This is a genomic window from Ruminococcus sp. RTP21484sp1_RTP21281st1_A8_RTP21281_210402 (genome assembly GCF_040914025.1).
Lineage (GTDB): Bacteria > Bacillota > Clostridia > Lachnospirales > Lachnospiraceae > Blautia_A > Blautia_A faecis.
Genome location: NZ_JBCPGE010000001.1, coordinates 143,434 through 162,893 on the forward strand (window position 1 = coordinate 143,434; position 19,460 = coordinate 162,893).

Below are 19,460 nucleotides of genomic sequence, written 5' to 3' on the forward strand. Positions count from 1 at the left end.
CCTTTCTTATTATACTACACACGCCAGAGAACATAAATAGAAAATCGCTCTATTCTTCCAAATATAACAAGTATTTCTTGACTTTTTCTATGGAATAAAGAACCCTGCGACCTATCACAATTTTTGCTCCTGCCTGCTCGCCAATCTTTCTTGCAGTAGCACGACCACAAGATAACCTAGCAGACAGTCCCTCTATATCAACAGCAATCGGCTGTTCCGTTGCTCTTATCTTCGTTTTATTCATATTCCAACACCTTACCTCGCTGGAACATCACATCATTTAACACATCAGTATTTAACATAATGTAACACCCCCTTTACTGTGTGTCTATTTATAAGTTACATAAGCAGACAGACGGCTTTGGAAAGCTCCATTAGTATCTCAACTATTCCCATTCTTGTGGGCAGAACCGCACCATGCGGACGTATCATTATTCTGTGAGGATAGGTCATGGCAAAACGACTTTTCCAACAGTCGCTCTCGGATCACTGCGTGAGTCGCTCGCTTTCTTTTGGAAAGGTCGTGGCGTACAGTCCCCGTGGCTCGCTATCTCACAAACGTATCTGTCTGCTTTATTCAGTTGTCAAAGAGCTGTGGCGAAAGCGTGTTGCTTTCATGTAAAAGCAGGGCAGAGCAGGAAAGAGGGGAACATTAAACCATGCTCTGCTAAAAACTGCTTATTCTTCTTCGATTTCTAAGGCAATATCAAACCCTAAAATCATTTTGATAAGTGCTTCTCGGATAAGTCCCTTTAACTCCATATCTACAACAATATAGACATTGCCGTATTCATCATAGAGTGGGCGCAAACAGCACTTTGATATGTACGGGTCATAAAATGCCAGTATTTTTTCAATCGCTTTTTCGTCCCCGTCCATTGCTTGCGAAAGCAAATAGTAGGACGGCTTCTTAAATGTTTGCTTCATTTTACTGCTTCTCCTTTAGTATTTTTTTCATAGTTTCCAAAGCATGATGTCGGTTTCTAAATACACCGCTTTGCGTAATCTTTTGTAAGTTGGCAATTTCACTTTCTGTCATTTCCAAGAAGTAATACATTAACAGAGTATTTCTCTTTCTTTCTGGAAGTTTTTTCAAGGCTTCTGCCAGCTCATCATCAAGGACACGAATATCAATGCCACATACTGAAAAGATTGTATAATCTGTTTCGTAGTCATCCCACACAGCAAAATTTTCAACGAAAATTTCTGGAAGTTCACAGAATGGAATTTCTTTATCTTTTCGTCGTTTCAATCCTTGTTGGTAGTCCTTTACAATATGACGGACAACTTTCTTCAAACAACTTTCAAAGCGACATTGAACTGTTTTCTGGAAGTCAGACGGTTTCATCAATCTCACCCCCTTTCCACTATGATTTGAAAAGTGTTTATCCCTCTTTCCGCACCATATAGGGAATGAAAGGTGTGATTTAATGACCTCTTTTGAAAAATTTTTAAATTTTTTTCGGGTATGAAAAAAGCCCGCACAAAACATATAGTCTGTACGAGCCTTTAAAGCTAAAACATATTCAATTTTTAATAGTGTGCTATTAGGTGGAATTTGATTGCAAAGAATTGTACTTAAAGCTTTCCATAATGCAAGCCCCCTTAAAGCACCGTATCAATGTTGGCATGGTTTTCAAATTACTCTGAAAAATTATGAACTGTTCCTTTTGGAAATGTAATGGTCAGTCTTGTATATTCTTTTTCCGTAGAAGCAATATCCAATTTCAAGCCCAACCTATCGCATAATTTTTTCGATAGATACAGTCCCATACCCGTTGCATTTGCCTTGTTTCTATTTGAACCCGTAAAACCTTTTTCAAATACACGGGATAAATCAGACGCTTTTATTCCACAACCATTATCTTCAACCACAAGTAATATATTTGTACCATTGTCTTGACTGTATATCGTCAGCTTATTTTCTTGCTTATCAAAATACTTAATCGCATTTTGCACGATTTGAGATAGAATGAATGTCAGCCATTTTTCATCAGTATAAATGACATTTTCTATGTCATGGATATTGATAATTGCTTTTCTTTCCATAAGCGAATGACGGAATTTCAGAATGACATTATGTATCACTTCGTCTAACTGCAACTGTTTTACAAAATAGTCCTTTTCCGTATTTTCGCTTCTTGCATAGTAGAGCATTTGTTCCACTAACTGAAATATTTTGTCTGTTTCTTTTTTTAATGTGTAATTTTTTGTATTGTCAAACGTCAAAGACAATGCTCCTATCGGTATTTTAATTTCATGGACGAAACTTTCCACATATTCTTGATAGTCCTGCTTTTCCTCTGTGATTTTGCCGATTTCATCATTCATAGATTTGCAGGCTTTTTTTAGTGCGTAGCAATAGGCTTTATTTTGAAATTCTTTTGGCTTTGGTAAAACGTCTGCAATATAATAGGTTTCTTCCAGTCCGTCTACTAAATCAATAATATGTTGTGAAGCGTTACGTTTCTTCCGATACAAACACCATTGAAAAAGCCCTTGTATGCTGATGAACAGAATTACCAGCGATACAACAAACAGCGTATCTACACCGTAGAAAATCAAGAGAAATGCTACTACGGCAAGAAAGAAAAGCTGAAACAATATCTCTGTTATTTTTTCTTCTAAGAATGTAAAAAAACTCACAGTTTCCAACCCTTTCCTCGTATATTTTCCAATAAATGAACAATACCGATTTCTTTCATTTTCTTTTTTAGACGGGTCATATTAACCAATAATACATTTTCGTCTATATAATATTTGTCATTCCACAGCTTTTCCAATAGTTCTTCTTTGCTAATAACTTTATCTTCGTTCATAAAGAAGTAGTACAAAATACGAAATTCATTTCTTGTCAGTTCAATGCTTTGCTCTTGATACTTCAAAATGGATAAATGTAAATCAAGGGTACAATCTTTTTTGACAAGCTCACGGAAATTACTCGGGTTTGACAACTGCAATGCACGCTTGATCTTCTCAAGAAGAATAAGCGTGTCATACGGCTTTGTGATGAAGTCAATTCCGCCCACTTGAATACTTTTCAATTCGTCAGCATTTGTATCTCTGCTTGTTACAAAGATAATCGGTACTGGCATGACTTGTTTTATTTTCCTGCATACTTCGTAGCCATTCTCATACGGCAGGTTAATATCAAGCAGAACCAGTTCTATGGAATATTGCTTTAATTCCTCTGTCAGATTTCCAAAGTCAGTCAATAAAACTGTTTCATATCCTTGTGTGTTCAATAGTTTAGAAAGCTCCAAACGAGTGATTTCATCATCTTCGATAATCGCTATTCTCATTTCAACACCCCCTTGATTTACCATTATAATAATTCCACAGCAGGAGAGCTAGAAAAATCTAACTCTCCTCATTGATATTTCGTTTGAAACCGATATACGTCGCTATCCAGTAAATACTATAAATTAGGAAGAAGATAATTAAATTCAAGCCAAAGTACATTAGATAAAGGTGTTTATCTCCCAAAATTTGTTGATACACATTATTCAATGACGACATCATCACAAAAGAACACAATATTGCTGATATTGCAGGGACACAAAATAATATCAATAATTGTTTTCTGATTGTCTTAAATAGCGACTTATCATTTATTCCTAATCTTCGCAAGGTCAGGTAGCGATATTTGTATTTAGTAGAGTCGCTCAATGATTGAACTGCCAAAATTGTTCCTACTGCGGAAATCAAAATAAATGCAATGTACATAAACAGACTGACTACTATTGCAACCATTGCTTTTTGTTGTTCTATTTCTGCACCTCTTACGTTTACTCTATACGACTCATCATTTATTTCTCCATTTTCATCAACCTTTACTAATTGATGTTGCATATCTTCTTTTATCTTATTTTCTAATTCTGCGTCTGTATCTTCTTTTGTATCTATAATCAAATGATTTTCTGATACTTCAAGTCCTTGAACATATTTATCTGGAAGTACAACAACAAATCTGCCAGTATTAGTTATAGAGTTCCAATAAGACTTAGTGTCATATCCTTTTAATTTCAAATTTTTATTTGCTACTGTTATGGTTTCAATGTCTTTGTTATCTTCAACCTCATATGCAAACTTGCTATTTGTAACTATATAGTATTCGTTATCATTTAAAGAAAGCAACGGCATCTTTCTTAATTCTAGTAACCTATTATAATCACTTAACTTCAAGACTGGGTCAAAATCATAATATTCTGATTGGAAGAATTTTTGTACCTGATGATTCGGCTCTTTATAAATGTCGTACTCAATGGTATTATCAATCGTATATTCTTCTTCAATTACTCGAATATATTCATCAAATACCTGCTTATCATCAAAGAGTTGTATATCATATGGTGCATTTAAATTCACGCTGATATCATACGAAGCTTTGTTGATACTAGAATAATTCAGAGCCAGCAGTGAAGTTAAAATCAACATAGACAATGTACCAAATGTGAAGCTCATTGTTCTTGCTTTAGAAGCAAATGTTCTTGCTACAAACAGATTGTCATTTTGATATTTCATTTTTTTATTCTTTAACAAAACAGTCAAGAACATATCTGCACAAGTTGTAGATATACCATAAATGCTGATAATCAACATGATTACGCTTACCATCAAACAGGTGAGTGTTTCTTGCTTATTAAAATTATCCATAGTACAACGTGAATTCCAGAGAAAAAGAGAAATCACACCAAGAATAATACTTAAAACAAAAATGACATTTCTTTTTTTACTGTCACGGAACATTTTCTTTTCATTTTGTTTATCAAAGTAAAGAAAATCACGTATCGTCATTTTACTTATTCTTCTTAATAGATTAAGTAAAACCAAAACATAAATAGTTAAAAAATAAATTATCAATAGTCCAATAGAAACAAAATTCAAAGAAATAAAGAGAGTTTTTGGAATACCCAGTAAGTTTACAATTACTAACGACACAAACTGGCTGAATAAAAAGCCAATAGGAATAGCTAATACAATTGCTAAAATTCCCAACAGTATATTTTCAATTACAACTAAGTGGGCAATTTCTTTTTTCTTAATGCCAAGAAGCATATATGTTCCTAATTCTTTACTTCTTTTTTCAAACATAAATTTCGTTGTATAGTTGATCAAAAAGCATATCACAAAAATAATAAGAATATTTACAGCGAACAATGAATTCTTAAATGCATCCATACTGGAACATAACTTTACAATTTCATCAGAATTTGCCACCAAATTAAAAGCAAATATAAGAGAAAAGGATGCAGTAACGGTTATCAGATAAATCAAATAATCTTTAATATTTCTTTTTGTATTTCTATACGCTAACTTACCTAACATTTCCCACTTCACCTCCGAGCAAGGTTAATATATCCAGTATTTCATTGAAGAAATCTTTTCTGCTTTTTTCCCCTCTGAAAATTTCATTGAATATTTTACCGTCTTTCAAGAACAAAATACGTTCACAGAAAGACGCACTAAACGGGTCATGTGTTACCATTAAAATAGTAGCCTGCATTTTCTTGTTGATTTCAGACATTGTTTCCAGTAATAATCTGGAAGCTTTTGAGTCCAAAGCTCCCGTCGGTTCATCAGCTAAAATCAGTTTCGGTTCATTGATTAAGGCTCTAGCACAAGCACAACGCTGTTTTTGTCCGCCAGAAACTTCATAAGGAAATTTCGATAAAATATCACGAATACCCAATTTATCGGCGATAGCATGAACTCTTTTCTCAATATCAGTAGGGTTCTGTTTGTTGATAACCAATGATAAAGAAATGTTTTCTCCAATCGTTAAAGTATCTAAAAGGTTGAAATCTTGAAAAATGAACCCTAAATTTTCACGTCTGAAATCAGCAAAATCTTTATCCTTGATTTTGGTAATATCTTGATTATTGACTGTAATGTGTCCGCTGGTTACAGTATCAATCGTAGAGATACAGTTTAATAGGGTAGTCTTTCCAGAACCACTAGCTCCCATGATTGCGACAAATTCGCCCTTATCTACATACATAGAAATACCGTCTACTGCCTTTGTGATATTTCCAGAGTTACCCCCGTAGTATTTTTTTACTTGCTCTAAATTTAAAATGTGTTCCATTAAAAATCGCTCCTTTCTTCCTGCCACATTTATTTGTTTTGGAATACAATTAAATTATAGCAAGGGCAGTATTCAATTACACTTACAGTTTTGAAAGTAAACAGAGAGTAAAAGAGCCGTGATAATGCAGATCACAATTTTGTGAAGCATTTCCACGACCCTTTTATTATAATTTTGCCTTTGTCTTTTTCGTAATGATATAAATATATTCTTCTGGTGTAGGGCGTTTATTCCCAAAATACTTTTTGAAATTTGCCTGCACCTCTGGGTCGGTGCTATTCATAGCTTCATCAATCGTAGCTTCAATATCCGCCCGAACATCAGCCAATGATACACCGCCAGCTTTTGCACCAGCTTTCAATGCCTTTTTTATATCTCTTTTGTTCAGTCCTATCATATTCATACCTCAATTCTACTTTTTAAAGCTAATAAGTTTTCCGTTGTATTTTACAATGATGAATATGATATAAAACACTCCTACAAAAATCAAAATAAGACCTATGTAATAGCCTAATTCAGAATGAGAGATTAAATTGATAATCGGCATAACAAGAATACCAATACTAACCAGTAAAGTGCCTATTCCTATTTTTTTTGTAAACACCTTTTTATCTTTAGGGTCAAGTTGTGTATAATGATAACCATGTAATAAAGTAATATTCTCTTTTATTCCTATTTGATAAGATATAAAAAGTAAAAACAATCCTATAACTATTTCAACAATCAATTCCTCTAATTCCATAATCGTTCTCTCCTTTAATCAAAATAAAATAATTCTTCAAATTTTTTATCTAAAGCTATACAAAGCACTAATGCCAATTTTGCTGTTGGATTGAATTGTCCAGTTTCAATAGAACTAATTGTATTCCGAGAAACCCCGACTAGTTCAGCTAATTCTGTTTGTGATAATTTTTTTTCTTTTCGTACAGTTTTTAATCTGTTTCGCAAAATTAAATGTTCGTCCATTCTATAAACCTATCATTAAAAATTTATAAAAGTAATACCCCATAAATAGAAGAAAGAATAAAGCAATAACAAATTTGGATTTATTTTTTGAAATATGTGCTTCATAACCCATAGAGCCAAATGCCACAGACCCAATAATTGTCATTATGTCATAGTAAGGTTCTTTACAAACTGCTTTAATGAAAAGAATTAAAATGCAGATAAATAAAACAAACATTAAGCCAAAAGATTTCCCTTGAAGTTTAATATGTTTTTCGTATTCATCAAGATATAGATTCTCTTTTTTGTTTTGTGATAGTATTTTTTCTTTATCCATTATATAACGCTCCTTTCAAATAATACCAAGTACACTTGTCATTTATATTATAGCATTCGGTCATTACAAGTCAATATTTTTGCACAGTTTTCTTGTCGTTTTGTAAAAGCGTGCAAATCTGATAGGAAATGCACGCTATATCATTTATCCTACAATCTTCCAGTTACTATCCTTATGTAGCACAAGCTCATACTGCGATACCTGCGTCGCTTTTGTCTGATTATCAATGAATTTTACCGCAACCTTGACTTTCACATTGTCGCCGTCCTTTATAAAGATAGGGTTTACCAGTTCAGAATAAAGGTAGTCCCTGCCGATAGGTTCAATCACATTTCCCAATACATAGTAAGCAAGCTCTTTTTCCGTCGCTGTTGGGTACAGCTTAAAGAATGTTTCCAGAAAAGCGGTAGCGTCATTTACCGTATCAGCGTCCACGCTTGCGTCTGCTTCTGGTGTCTTAGGCTCATAGTCTGATTTTTCAACTGCTGGTGCAAGGGTAGGGTTTTGAACGATTACCATATCCCCGTCTGCGTCCACATAGACTTTTACAGTATAGGTTGCTTTCACATTGCTTGTCTGTTCTCCCTCTTTTATCTGCTGATCTACTTCGTAGGTAGCAGAAAAAGTGTCCGTTCCCGACTGTTCGATACTCCATACAATCACATCTGTAACCGTGGAGCTGGTTGGTATATCGGTTCTAATGGTATCCACATTCAAGCCCTGCAATTCCTTTGTCAGATAACCGTTGATTGCCTGCGTCCTTGCTTCAATCGCTTCTTTGCTGTTATTCCATGTGTAATAGGACTTCGCAAAATTCTTCACGAAATTTTCTATCCCGTTGGTGTCCTGCAAGCGAAGTTCAATGATTTCTTTTTCATGGGTGGTGTGCTGGTCGATAGCCGTAAAATTCTTATACACCCCAAAGCTCACGCTTGCGACAAGCACCACCCACAACGCAATCACGGTTTTCTTATGTGTGCCTACCTTGACAGTACGCACCTTTTTTTCTTTTGGTTCTTTGATAGTTTCTGTCTGTTTCTTATTCTTCTTAAACATATTTTTCAAGTCCTTTCTATTGTTTTACTCGTCCTGCACCGATTAAGTGCTGTTGCCAGTAACTACTACTTAGGTCTGCATATCCTATCGGGTCGCCTGCATGGTACATCTGGTTATTTCCTACATAAATGCCGACGTGGGTTACATACGAACCAGCGTTATAGGTAGAATGGAAAAACACCAAGTCCCCAGCCTTTGCCTGCGAGAGTGGGAGATGTTGGGTAGCGTCATACTGTGCTTGTGCCGTTCTCGGTAAAGAGATACCAGCTTTTCCATAGCACCATTGCACAAGTCCGCTACAATCAAAGGAAGTGTTCGGGTTACTGCCACCATATACATACTTCCAGCCTTGATATTTCAACGCTTCATTCATAATCGCTTGTGCCGTCGCATTATCAAAATGTGCCACGGTCAGATATTGATTGAGTAATTCGACGTAGAACATATTTCCGTAACCATATCGCCAGCCCCCGTTCTTCGCAACGGCTATCGGGTTAGTATAGGTTACTTTCTTTCCACCCGACTTTTCACGGGCGAAGCTCTCTGCAAGATTAAAAGTGTGTTTCTTTCCTTTTCCAGCTACATAACCCACATAGCCACCGCCATAGTTATAAGACTGTATTGCTACATTCAAGTCGTCGATACCTTGATTTTTGCAGGAAGAAAGCAGGGACGCAAAATACTTACACCCCTGCTTGATTGAGCTTTCCGTATCTAAAGAGTTGGGCGGTAAACCCAGACTTTCCGAACTCTGCATAACATCTTCTGCCGTACCGCCACTTTCTACTTGAATGATAGCAAGTAGCACATTGACATACTCGGAGATACCGCTTTCTCTGGCGTACTTTTCCACCATAGGCTGATGTTTCAAGACTTCTGCGGATAAGTTCATACCCGTAATGCCAGAAGAAAAGTTGCTGTTCTCATCGTCGCTGTCCGCACTAATCAGCACCCCAAAGAAAAGCACCAGAGAAAAGAGGATAGGAAACAGACTGCCGATAAGAGCGATATGTTTCAGTTTCATTTTTTCTTCTGTCCTTTCTTCGTTACAAGGTTACGAGTTTTCTCTATGGTCTGTTGGTTCTTCTGGACGGTTTGCGTTTGCTGAACCTTTATCCTGCGGTCTTTGGTGTCATTCTGGTGTGTTTCCTGCGATACCACTTTTTCTACATTCTGCCTATGTACTGGCTGTGCAGGCTGGGTCGCTTTTCTATCAGAAGCACCAGAAGATAACGGACGCTCTTTTACAACATTCGTCTTGACTGGCGCACTTGCTTTTGAAGTGGTCGCTGTGGCAGGGCGTTTCACTTCCTGCATTTTTTCCGCACTCGGCTTTGGAATGGTTGAAGCTGTGGCTGGTCGCTCATGGGGACGGGTAGCTCCCGTTGTCGCTGATCCGTCCGTCTTTCGCTGTGCCTGCCTTGCTTCTTGTGCCTTTTGAAGCTCAATACGCTTGTCAGCGATACTCTGTCTATGCTGTGCCTGCCTTTCCAATCGTCCCGACTGTCTGGACTGCTGTTCCTGCACCATGCCACGCTTGAAGTCGGACACGCTGGACTTTGCCTTTTCCTTTGTGGAATACACCGCATAAGCGGTCTGTGTCGGCATATCCTTGATATTCTCTTTGACAGCATTTGCCTTGTCTTTCACTTTATTTTTCGTATCTAAGACAGCACCCACCTTTGAGCCTGCACGCTGTCCCACGCTGGAAGTGGTATTGCCCCGATTTTCTTTAGAAGCGGTATTTTTTCTTTCAGCCCGTTTGCCAGCAACGGCACTTCCAGCAACCGCACCAGCGACACCGCCCGAAATACCGCCAGCACTTACCGCCCTTGCAATACGGTGTTCCATACGCCTAGCCCGATGTCGCATAAACAGATACGGTCTGCGGAAAATCCTGTGTCCCATGCTTTGACTGTCGCCAGCATTAAGTGAGAACATACTCATTAAGTCGCCCAGCTTCATGTAGATACCAGCGAAACACACTATCTGCAAGAACGCCACCATAAAAAACGGATAGTCCGTGGAGATGTTATAAAACATACTGGAAATGCTGAACGCTACTGTTACAATGAGCGTTATTCCTGCCCGTGTCATTATGGTATTAAACACCCTCACGATTGCCTGCTTTGCCATGCTTTCATAACTCGGTATCATGGAAAGTAGAAAACTGATAGGTAAAAACATTGCAAAGATAATAAAAAGTATCTGGCTAAACAACATCATGCCCGTAAGCAAGAATACAAATATCGTTATCCCTAAATTGAAGAACAGTAGGAAGAACACCATACCTAAACGGTTCACTACCTGCGGTATTGTCAGATTGTTGTTGTCGTTGTCCTCGATTTCTGTTTTCACGACTTCCTCTCTGGTTTTCCCGTCCTCGTCCTCTGGACTTGCCGATACAAGAGCTTCGACACGGTCTGCCCCGATTTCTTCTGTGTTGCTGTTACCGAATTGCAGAAGTAGCCACGGCTGTTCCACTTGAATAGAAAATAGGCTGTCCCGTATCAAGTCCACGCTGTCCTTGCCCTCGCTGTCAGAGTTGGGGAGCATGATTTTTGTTCCCAAGTCCAAAGAAGCGGTACTGATGTCTGATGAAAATTCATTTATCTTCTTGATATAGTCGGGAGCGTAGGCAATAAAAGAAGCGGACAGCACGAACACCACCACAAAGTTGATAACAGCGTGAAGTGCCTTGCTGGTTTCCCGTTTTATCAGTCCTGTATAGGCAACATAAAGTCCCACCACTAAGATAATGAGAAGCAGGAAACCGACATAAAAGCCAGAGCTGGAAAAACCGTTCTGTGTTACGCCTGCAAGGGTCTGTATGCTTTTTCCGATACTGTCTGCCATATCGTTAATAAAATCAAGTTTATAGGTTTCCTGCACCACATAGCCCGTGGCATTGCTTAAATAAAGGCTTATCGTCCAGACAAAGTTGGTAATGCAGTAAAGCCCGTACTGTACCGATTTTCCAATGCCGTCCAGCCAGTTCCACGGCAACCACGACCAGCTATTATCCACATAAAAATCAAGCTGGTAGTTAGATAACGGATATTTTGAGTAAAGATTTTCTGCATTGATAGTATCGTCTACAAGTCCCGTTGCATGAGCCACCGTCCCCAAAAGTGAAAGCAGGATAAGGGAGAGTGCCACCATGAACAGAGCCATTTTGAGAAAGTGAAGTATCTTCCTTTTTGTGAACGCACCTTTTATCCTTTCTTTCATCACTCCACCTCATTTCTCTGTACGGGCGGTCTGGTATCAAAGGCGTGTAGCAGTTCTTCAAAAACTGGGTGTATCTGTACCACACCGACACGCCCGTATAAGTCCTGCAATAAGCATTGTCCGTTCTCCAAATCACGAAGCCGTTTCTGGTTGTTTTCATCGTCCTTGTCGATACCGAAAAATTCTAAGGTCTGTTTTATCTCGTTGATGTCAGTAGAACGGAAAGCGAATTTTAAGCCGATATTGTTTTTCAGACTTTCCTTTGCCACGTCCCCAGAAGATTGTGTAACGAAATAAACGCCTGCCTGCATAGCTCGTCCAGCACGCACCAGCTTATTTGATAAGGTTTCGCCTTGTGCCACATTTAAGAACGCCCACGCTTCGTCCAAATCGACAATCTTAAAAATGCTTCTGTCCGAATGGATAAAATCAAGGGCAAAAGTACTAATCACAATCAGCATAGACACCGACAATAATTCAATGGTCGTGTATTCCTCAAAGGTCGTGTCCTTATCTGGCAATACTAAGTCCGCTACTTGAATGATATTGAGTTGGTTATCCAGACTGATTGCATTTTCTACCGTACCGTCTGAAAACAGCAGGTGTGCAAAGTCGTAGTCCGTGAAGCTGTCGATATGGTCTGCGATATTTCTTGCTATGGGCGTATCTTCACGGCGTAGCTCGTCTATCACATGGAGCAAGCCTCGTTTGTCGCTCTGGGTAACGGAACGAACCGCCTTACGTAACACAGGAAATTTTTCGCCGTCCCTAGAGGAAATACCCGTAAGGAATGTTAAGATGTCGATTGCCAGACTTTCAGCGTCTTTTACATTCTTCATAATCACAAACGGGTCAAGAAGTCCTGCATTGCCTTTATCGCTTGTTAGGTTTACGATATTGATTTCATGGGCGATTTCTGGAAGTGTTTCTTTCCAGTTGCCACGCTCACTTTTAGGGTCTAAAATGACTGCTTGACCGCCAAACAACACCGAATAATACACCAGAAGATTGTTGCAGAACGACTTTCCACCGCCAAGCGAACCGACAAAAGCAGACGCTAAAGCGTTGGTAACTGTACCTTTTACGCCCTGCGAAGCTAAAGACGGTTGCAGGTACACATTTCTTCCCGTATCAACGGAATAGCCCATATAGATACCCGTAGTTTCCCCTAACTGCTGGGTCGCTCCAAAGCCAAGCCCTGCCAAGAAGTCTGATTTTACATACTGCACATAGTCATTGATATATCGCTTGCTGGCAGGTAAAAATTCAGAATGAAGCCCCAGCATATCCCCAGCAGGACGTACCAGCTTTACATTGAGGTCGTCGTAAAAGTCTTTGACTTCATCACAACGGCGTTTCAGCTCGTCAAGATCGGGTGCAGACACCCGTATAACGTAGCTTAACTTATACATACTTTCTTTTGTCTGGTCTAAGTCCGTTTCCAGCTCGTCCACGCTGTCTAAAGCGTCCACCACATTTGAGCTGGTTTCACTTCCTGCTTGATAAGCGTGATTGTCAAGGTCTTTCAATTCCTTTTTCTTGTTGCGTACGGTTGTTAATGCTTTTCGGTTCTCCACGATTTCTACATTCATAGAAGTATCAACGGGGAATGTGAATTGCTGTTGCTGGAAATAGAAGATTTCACTTGACGGAAAATCAAGCTCGCCGACAATCGCATTGACGGTAAAATAGGACACATAACTTTCCTTGTCCTCATGTTCCAAGCGTAAATACCGCTGGCTTTCTTCAATCACACACCTTGTCGGACGGATAAGGTCGTAGTATTTTATCAGCGTTTCTTTGTTCAATTTTTTCTTTGGTAGCTGGTACTCATAATCTTCATAAGCGATACCGTCCCTGCCGTAAAGATGTTCCATGAGATACCCAAAATCATTGATTTCCAAGCGACGCACCTTAAAGCGACGGGAGATTTTATTTTCCAGTAACTTTTCCATTTTCATGTAACGGTTGATTTCATCATTCGGCATGGAAACAAAATCATTCATCAGCGTGTGGTTCACTTCATGGAGAAATTCTGTGAACGTCAGCCACGCCGATTTTTTGATGTTCTTCAGATTGAGCTGTTCTTCCGTAACCATGAGCTTAAAGCCAAGAAAAAAGCGGTAGTCCACTTGATTGTCCCCAATCATAGATACTAACGCTTCGGTCTGTTCGTCTATCTTCTGGCAGGCAACTTCCTTTAATTTTCCAGTTACCAGTTTCTTTGACTGTTCCTGCATACTGCGGATTGAGCTTTCTGTGGCAATCTGCAACGCATGAATTTTACCCTCACGGGACTGTGCGATAAGCTGTCGGAAACTGTCATGCACGATAAATTTCTGCTCTGCGGATAGAAAAGAATAGTTGTATGGTATCAGCTCATAGTAGGCGAACACCTCATTGTCCTTGTTCCAGACAAGGTTATTGTCAATATATTTTATCGGGAACATCGTTCACACTCCTTACTGCCGTGATTGTTTTATTCAATATCTGCTTATGCAGTTTTACGGCTTTTCCTGCATAAGTGATTTTTGGTCGCAGGGCATAGGTTATCTGTGATTTCAAAAAGCAGTACGGCTTCTTTCCGTCAAAGGTTTTCTGCGACATGAACCAAGTGAGAGCAACGGGAATACCAAAGTATTTGAGAAATGCTCCCTCAATCATGGAAAGTGGGGGAATATCCCCAAACAGAATGATGATAAATTCCGTAATCACAAACCATGTAATCTGTGTAAAAGTAACGGGAAAGGGTAAGTTAAAGTCATTGATTGCATATAAGACTTTTTCCACGTTCCAGATACCCGTGTAGCTTTTAATCTTTTTCAAGTTCTTTCAGCTCCTTTCAAAATAGAAAAGGACAGCCATTTTCAGACTGTCCCTTAAAAGAGAAATACGCTGTCAGTAGCAACAATGCTTGTCGCTGATCTTCCAGCGTTAATATGGTATCTCGCACATACCTCGGCTTGTTTCAATAAAGCAACCGCCCATATCCAAATCTCGCCCGTAGGCTTCATAGTCAATGTAATTCTGTAAGCTGGGTGGAATGTCCCCAAGTGCCTGCAATTCGTCTATGTAGTAATAGGCAACGTCTGTCATAGTTTCACAGTCGGGATAATAATAAATGTCGTCCTTGTGTTCCACGACTTCTTCCAGCGTCCCGTAGTGACTGATAAATTCGTCCAGACATTCTACGATATAGTCGGGAAGTTCCTCTATCATTTCATACATAGAGTTCAGTTCTTCAATGGAAACATACTCGCCAATCGCAATGGGAAAGTTATCGGTATCATGGATTGCGTATTCCTCATACTGTTCATTCAAGCCGATTTTTTCTTTCACATCTTCCTCGTCAATAGGAAATATGAACCAAGCACCAACTAAATAGCCCTCATTGTATTTGCCAAGATTAGCAATGTAAACCGCCATATCATCAATCATAAGCACCACCTCATTTCTTACTATGGCAGTTCAAAGATACCGTGTTCTGTTACTAAAAATTTCCCGTGTTCCTGCAAGTGAGAAGCATAGGCTTCAAAGTCAAAGTAATATTCTTGACAGTCCTCGGATAAATGCTTAAATGTCGGGTCGTTCATCAGCTTTTGCCTTGCAACATCAATCATGCTTTTGCAGTCGGGATAAACCGTAATCACGTTCCTGCAAATATAAAGTGCTTCTAAATTCTCATATACGGTCAAAAGTGCTGTATATTCTTCCTGCATATCGGCTGGTAGTTGGCGATACATAAAATCTAATTCGTTGAGCTGGTACACGCTGGTATGTTCGTGGACTTCATCAGCATAAGGCAACACCTTTTCGATAATGCGGTAATCCCCACTTTCTGCACCGACACCTAACTTTTCTTCAAACTCTGCAACATCTATCGGCAGGTCGAACCAGTACGATATTGTTTCTTCGCCAGTTGTTCCTCTCGTTTCCACCAGCACCCTTGTTTCCTGCATTGTTCCTCACGTCCTTTCTGTTGTTTCATCACATCTTTTAAGGTCTGGTACGACATACCAAACACATACTTTGAAAAATCTTCTAACTGTCTTCCTTCATAGTCGGCAGGGTTCAGTCGTTTCATTTCATGCCACACCTTACGCTTGTAAGAGGGCAGGTCGGAAATGTATTCACAGCCGACGTTTGCCTGCATATCCTTAAAAATATCGTTCATGTAATCACTCCAATCTGAAATTTTAGGTAAGAAAAAAGCAGTCAATCCTAAGACCAACTGCTTTGCATATAAATATAAATTTGGAAACTAAAATTTTCGGAAGTTTTTTTGTATTTTGTGTAGCCATAGTCCAGCAATACCAGCTATAATTGCCAAGAAAAAAACTGCGGTAGGAATAGAATGATTTTTTACTATAATCGCAATTACCCCAGATACTAAAATACCAATCCCTACGAATAAAACAGGTTTTCCTAATTCTTTTGCATATTCTTTTTTGTTATCAGTAGTATCAAATACTTTACCATGAACAAAAGAGTAATTTCCCTTTAATAAAGAAATACTCACGAATATAAGGATAGCAGAAACAAACCACATCATTATACTAAATCCTAACATAACATATCGCTTCCTAAAGTTGTATTTTTACATCCATATTATATCACCCAATTAACAACATCACAATAAAAATTTATGCACCGATAATCTTGTTGAACAGCTCTAACAGTACATCTTTCACACCACCAGCATTGAACACCAAGCCAACAGCAATCAAGGCAACTACCAAGAAACCGATAAGTTTGGAAAACTCACGCTTGAACCCTAAGTAGATACCGATAACCACAATCGCCATAAGCACTAAGCTCTGTGCGTTTGATAAAAACCATTGATACAAATTTTGTCCGAAATTCATTTAATTGTCCTCACTTTCTTCTAATTGTTTCATTTCATAGTCAGCTTCTTTACCGACATTCAAAATACACATCAAGACTACGCCGATACCCATTCCCATAGATACCAGCAGGAAGTCTTTTAATAATACCCACATTTTTTATCACTCCTAACTTTCCACCAAATCTTTTGCAGGGGTCGTCTGCTGTTTGATTATCATTTCATGCTTTTCTGTGAGCTTTGCCTGCTGTTCGATTGTTTCCATGTAGTCTGTACCGTTTCCTTTATCAATCTTTTTCAGCATTTTCAAGGTCGGTGCTACCTGCCGTTGTACCCACCGCAATGTACGGTCTAAGGTGTAAGGCTCTGGCTTTGTCGTCAGCTTCAAGCTCTGTCTGTTATCGCCGATAAACCAAGCCCAGCGTTCATTGAGTTTCCAGTCATTTTTTCGCTTGTCTGGTTCTTCATCAACAAACCTCACATACTGGTTGATGATAGAAAAGGCGGTCTGCTCTGCGTCATAATAGGTCAGCAAATCTCGTACTGCATAATAGGCTCGTTCATTTCTAAGCCGTATCTCAAAACGATTGATAATGTCGGCTTCTTCAAGCGGTGTCCCTAACTTGACATACTGCTCATAGTCCTTTTCATAGATACAGAAATACACATCTGATTTCAGCGAACCAAGATAAAGGGTATGTCCCATATATTCTCTGTCGTCCTCTCTGTGCTTAATAAGCTCGCCCGACTGGTAAAACTTATAACTTCTGGATTTTCCGATATATTCCCGTTTTCTGCATTTCTCCGCAAGCTCTGGTATATCCAAAATGCCCGTATGGTCGTTGATAGCAAGGTCGATACGCTTCATCACGCCACCGTCTACGAGTGCGTCCATGAGAAAGTCATACCAGCTTCTTTGCTGTGCCAGCAGGTAACTTTCAAACTGTCGGCAACCACGCCCTTTTAACTCTAAAAGGACACCTTTTTCTTCGTCAGCCGACGTATAGATAAAGATGTCCCCAAGAGAATAATGCTCCGTATAGCTGTAATGTCCGTAATCTTCATGGAGCATATAATTGATATTCAGTTTTAATATATCTTTGATAATGTGCTGTATATCCAGCGTGGGAAAACGAATTTTCACATAATCAAACAGCATGGTAAGCGGTGCTTCTGGATTGAACCTTGCCAGTTCTTTATGCAGAGTTTCCAGAAGCTCCTTTGACGGCTTCATTTTTCCGCTTTCTATCTTATTGAGATATTCTCTTGTGATACCAGAAGCCACCGCCAGCCTGCCTTGTGAGATACCGTAAGCAACCCGCTTCTCCCGTAATTCTTTTATCCATTGTTCTTCATTCAGAACCATACCCCCAATCTATAAAGTGTGAAGTTTTTTAAGGCGACTTCACAGCCGATTTTTGTTAGGAAACCATGTCAGAAGCCTTATGTTTCCTATGCTTTTTGTCTATTGTCTATTTGCAAACGTACCCCTCTGTTAGATACCGAGGGGTTTTACCTGCTGGCGTGGCTTACGCCACACCAGCAACGGCTAGTCCGTGCCGTCGCCTTTCGCTTCGCACGTCGCCGTCCCGTCCTGCCTTGCTTGTGCAAGAGAGCCGATAGTCTGCAAAAAATCATGTCCTTTCGGGACTAAAGGCGTGTAAAATTCACTTATGACGCTTGTTCCCACATCACAATAGCCACGCCCCTTGATACGCTTCTGGAAAAACTGCTTTTTCACATCTGAACCGAACAGCATACCGTAGCCTAATTCGCTGATACGCCCAAGCCCCACACGGAAATTGAAGTTATCTCTGATACCGTCCGAGAAATACTTTGCATCTGGACGCTGGCAGGCAACGATAAGGAAATAACCTGCTTGTCGTCCTAACATAACGATTTTCTTTAACTGGCTAAGTAAGCTCACGCTTTCTTTCGTCCCAAGCATTTCAAAAAATGCTACATATTCATCAAAGATAAGAAAGCAGGGTGCCAGTCCAAGATATGCGTAGTTTTCGCCCGTCTTATAGTTCGGGTGTCGCTTCATTTCCTCACTTCGCTGTACCATGCCCTCATAAAAGGCATTGACGCAATCTATCATTTCTTCTTTGGTATGATACACATTTCCCATAACTGTTCCCAAGTCTGCAAGGTCAGCGTTCTTCGGGTCTAAGATATAAAGGACAGCGTCGGTATGCAGTAAGGCTTCAATGAGCGTCAGCAGAAAATAGGTTTTACCGCCACCAGTCCCACCAGCAATCAGAGCGTGAGGGAGTGCGTCATATTCCCAGACAAGATTTTTCATCAATCTAAGACAGCCGTTTTCTGCCCGTACTTCATCAATGGTAATGCGGTTCGCTATCATATCATAAAGCAGGATATATTCGATATAGCCGTCATGCAGGGTCTTGTCGGTCAGCTCACAATACAAGCCACTTTCCAATTTATCCTCTAACCGCAAAAGCTGGTCTTGATATTTTCCCAGCGTAATTTCACAGCGGATATGAAGCAGTCCCTTTTCCATTTGATAGTAAATCTTTGGAAACCAGACGATTTTTTCCCTTGATCTGCTTTGCAGGTCAGTAAAAAAACCGCTGTCTTGTACGGTATCGGCTTCATACCACTTATTTTCCAGTATCATTCTTGCCAGCTTTTGACGGTGCAGGAGCTTCTTGAAATTATCGTAACAGAAGCGGTAATACAGAAAAGCGACCAATGCACAAACACCAGTCGCTATCAGTATGGTTATGAAGTTGTATGTGGAAAGCGTCAAGCCGTTCTCTAACAAGCTGAAATTTTCCCAATCGGTACGCATGAGCTGTTTCATATTCAGTAGCAGGAGAACCGCCACGAATACAAACAGAAGCGTCCCTATGGAAAAATTATAGACAAGGTGTTTGTCGCTGGCTCTGATACGGTGTCCTTTGTTCCAAATCTTACGCATAAATCAATCACTCCTT

24 protein-coding genes are annotated in these 19,460 nt (G+C 39.4%); all 24 read right to left on the bottom strand.

Features of this window, described 5'->3' with window-relative positions:
- Positions 1–49: 49 nt before the first annotated feature.
- Complete coding sequence (locus AB5170_RS00610; RefSeq protein WP_055168632.1) at positions 50–244, bottom strand: hypothetical protein; 195 nt, start codon at positions 242–244, stop codon at positions 50–52.
- A 434-nt stretch (positions 245–678) separates the two neighbouring features.
- On the bottom strand, positions 679–927 hold the full coding sequence (locus tag AB5170_RS00615) for a helix-turn-helix domain-containing protein (RefSeq protein WP_004613734.1): 249 nt from the start codon (positions 925–927) through the stop codon (positions 679–681).
- A gap of 1 nt (position 928) precedes the next feature.
- Positions 929–1,348: an RNA polymerase sigma factor gene (locus AB5170_RS00620; RefSeq protein WP_044998991.1), complete on the bottom strand. Its 420-nt coding sequence runs from the start codon at positions 1,346–1,348 to the stop codon at positions 929–931.
- Positions 1,349–1,641: 293 nt separating this feature from the next.
- Positions 1,642–2,646, bottom strand: a complete 1,005-nt coding sequence (locus AB5170_RS00625; protein ID WP_055057969.1) for a sensor histidine kinase — start codon at positions 2,644–2,646, stop codon at positions 1,642–1,644.
- A complete protein-coding gene (locus tag AB5170_RS00630; protein ID WP_055057940.1) occupies positions 2,643–3,302 on the bottom strand; it encodes a DNA-binding response regulator in 660 nt (219 codons plus the stop codon). The genes AB5170_RS00625 and AB5170_RS00630 overlap by 4 nt, the downstream gene beginning before the upstream one ends.
- Positions 3,303–3,360: 58 nt before the next feature.
- Positions 3,361–5,328, bottom strand: coding sequence for an ABC transporter permease (locus tag AB5170_RS00635; RefSeq protein ID WP_055057939.1), 1,968 nt, complete (start codon positions 5,326–5,328; stop codon positions 3,361–3,363).
- On the bottom strand, positions 5,318–6,088 hold the full coding sequence (locus AB5170_RS00640; RefSeq protein ID WP_003061398.1) for an ABC transporter ATP-binding protein: 771 nt from the start codon (positions 6,086–6,088) through the stop codon (positions 5,318–5,320). The genes AB5170_RS00635 and AB5170_RS00640 overlap by 11 nt, the downstream gene beginning before the upstream one ends.
- A gap of 166 nt (positions 6,089–6,254) precedes the next feature.
- Positions 6,255–6,485: a hypothetical protein gene (locus AB5170_RS00645; protein ID WP_003060191.1), complete on the bottom strand. Its 231-nt coding sequence runs from the start codon at positions 6,483–6,485 to the stop codon at positions 6,255–6,257.
- Between the two features lie 15 nt (positions 6,486–6,500).
- Entirely contained in the window at positions 6,501–6,830 is a 330-nt protein-coding gene (locus AB5170_RS00650; RefSeq protein WP_129981351.1) for a DUF3784 domain-containing protein, read from the bottom strand.
- A 14-nt stretch (positions 6,831–6,844) separates the two neighbouring features.
- A complete protein-coding gene (locus AB5170_RS00655; RefSeq protein WP_005342572.1) occupies positions 6,845–7,054 on the bottom strand; it encodes a helix-turn-helix transcriptional regulator in 210 nt (69 codons plus the stop codon).
- A gap of 1 nt (position 7,055) precedes the next feature.
- Positions 7,056–7,370: a DUF6442 family protein gene (locus AB5170_RS00660; RefSeq protein ID WP_055267761.1), complete on the bottom strand. Its 315-nt coding sequence runs from the start codon at positions 7,368–7,370 to the stop codon at positions 7,056–7,058.
- A gap of 144 nt (positions 7,371–7,514) precedes the next feature.
- Complete coding sequence (locus AB5170_RS00665; protein WP_129981352.1) at positions 7,515–8,426, bottom strand: conjugal transfer protein; 912 nt, start codon at positions 8,424–8,426, stop codon at positions 7,515–7,517.
- 16 nt (positions 8,427–8,442) lie between these two features.
- Positions 8,443–9,450 carry a bifunctional lysozyme/C40 family peptidase gene (locus AB5170_RS00670; RefSeq protein ID WP_129981353.1) on the bottom strand — a complete coding sequence of 336 codons (1,008 nt, stop codon included), beginning with the start codon at positions 9,448–9,450 and terminating at the stop codon, positions 8,443–8,445.
- Positions 9,447–11,657, bottom strand: a complete 2,211-nt coding sequence (locus AB5170_RS00675; protein WP_129981354.1) for a CD3337/EF1877 family mobilome membrane protein — start codon at positions 11,655–11,657, stop codon at positions 9,447–9,449. The genes AB5170_RS00670 and AB5170_RS00675 overlap by 4 nt, the downstream gene beginning before the upstream one ends.
- The gene (locus AB5170_RS00680) at positions 11,657–14,107 is read right to left on the bottom strand and encodes an ATP-binding protein (protein ID WP_129981355.1); all 2,451 of its coding nucleotides are present in this window, start codon (positions 14,105–14,107) and stop codon (positions 11,657–11,659) included. Before AB5170_RS00680 ends, AB5170_RS00675 begins: the two co-directional genes overlap by 1 nt.
- Positions 14,085–14,483, bottom strand: a complete 399-nt coding sequence (locus AB5170_RS00685; protein ID WP_368361530.1) for a conjugal transfer protein — start codon at positions 14,481–14,483, stop codon at positions 14,085–14,087. The genes AB5170_RS00680 and AB5170_RS00685 overlap by 23 nt, the downstream gene beginning before the upstream one ends.
- 108 nt (positions 14,484–14,591) lie before the next feature.
- Entirely contained in the window at positions 14,592–15,095 is a 504-nt protein-coding gene (locus AB5170_RS00690; protein ID WP_117660764.1) for an antirestriction protein ArdA, read from the bottom strand.
- A gap of 20 nt (positions 15,096–15,115) precedes the next feature.
- The gene (locus AB5170_RS00695) at positions 15,116–15,616 is read right to left on the bottom strand and encodes an antirestriction protein ArdA (protein WP_368361529.1); all 501 of its coding nucleotides are present in this window, start codon (positions 15,614–15,616) and stop codon (positions 15,116–15,118) included.
- A complete protein-coding gene (locus AB5170_RS00700; protein WP_368361528.1) occupies positions 15,535–15,831 on the bottom strand; it encodes a conjugal transfer protein in 297 nt (98 codons plus the stop codon). The genes AB5170_RS00695 and AB5170_RS00700 overlap by 82 nt, the downstream gene beginning before the upstream one ends.
- A gap of 87 nt (positions 15,832–15,918) precedes the next feature.
- Positions 15,919–16,227, bottom strand: a complete 309-nt coding sequence (locus AB5170_RS00705; RefSeq protein WP_021651359.1) for a hypothetical protein — start codon at positions 16,225–16,227, stop codon at positions 15,919–15,921.
- A 73-nt stretch (positions 16,228–16,300) separates the two neighbouring features.
- Positions 16,301–16,522, bottom strand: a complete 222-nt coding sequence (locus AB5170_RS00710) for a hypothetical protein (protein ID WP_002323342.1) — start codon at positions 16,520–16,522, stop codon at positions 16,301–16,303.
- Complete coding sequence (locus AB5170_RS00715) at positions 16,523–16,633, bottom strand: DUF3789 domain-containing protein (protein ID WP_366459398.1); 111 nt, start codon at positions 16,631–16,633, stop codon at positions 16,523–16,525.
- Between the two features lie 36 nt (positions 16,634–16,669).
- Positions 16,670–17,866 (bottom strand): MobT family relaxase, encoded by a 1,197-nt coding sequence (mobT, locus tag AB5170_RS00720; RefSeq protein WP_055285970.1) that lies wholly within the window; start codon positions 17,864–17,866, stop codon positions 16,670–16,672.
- Positions 17,867–18,049: 183 nt separating this feature from the next.
- Positions 18,050–19,444 carry an FtsK/SpoIIIE domain-containing protein gene (locus AB5170_RS00725; RefSeq protein ID WP_368362035.1) on the bottom strand — a complete coding sequence of 465 codons (1,395 nt, stop codon included), beginning with the start codon at positions 19,442–19,444 and terminating at the stop codon, positions 18,050–18,052.
- Positions 19,445–19,460: the final 16 nt, after the last annotated feature.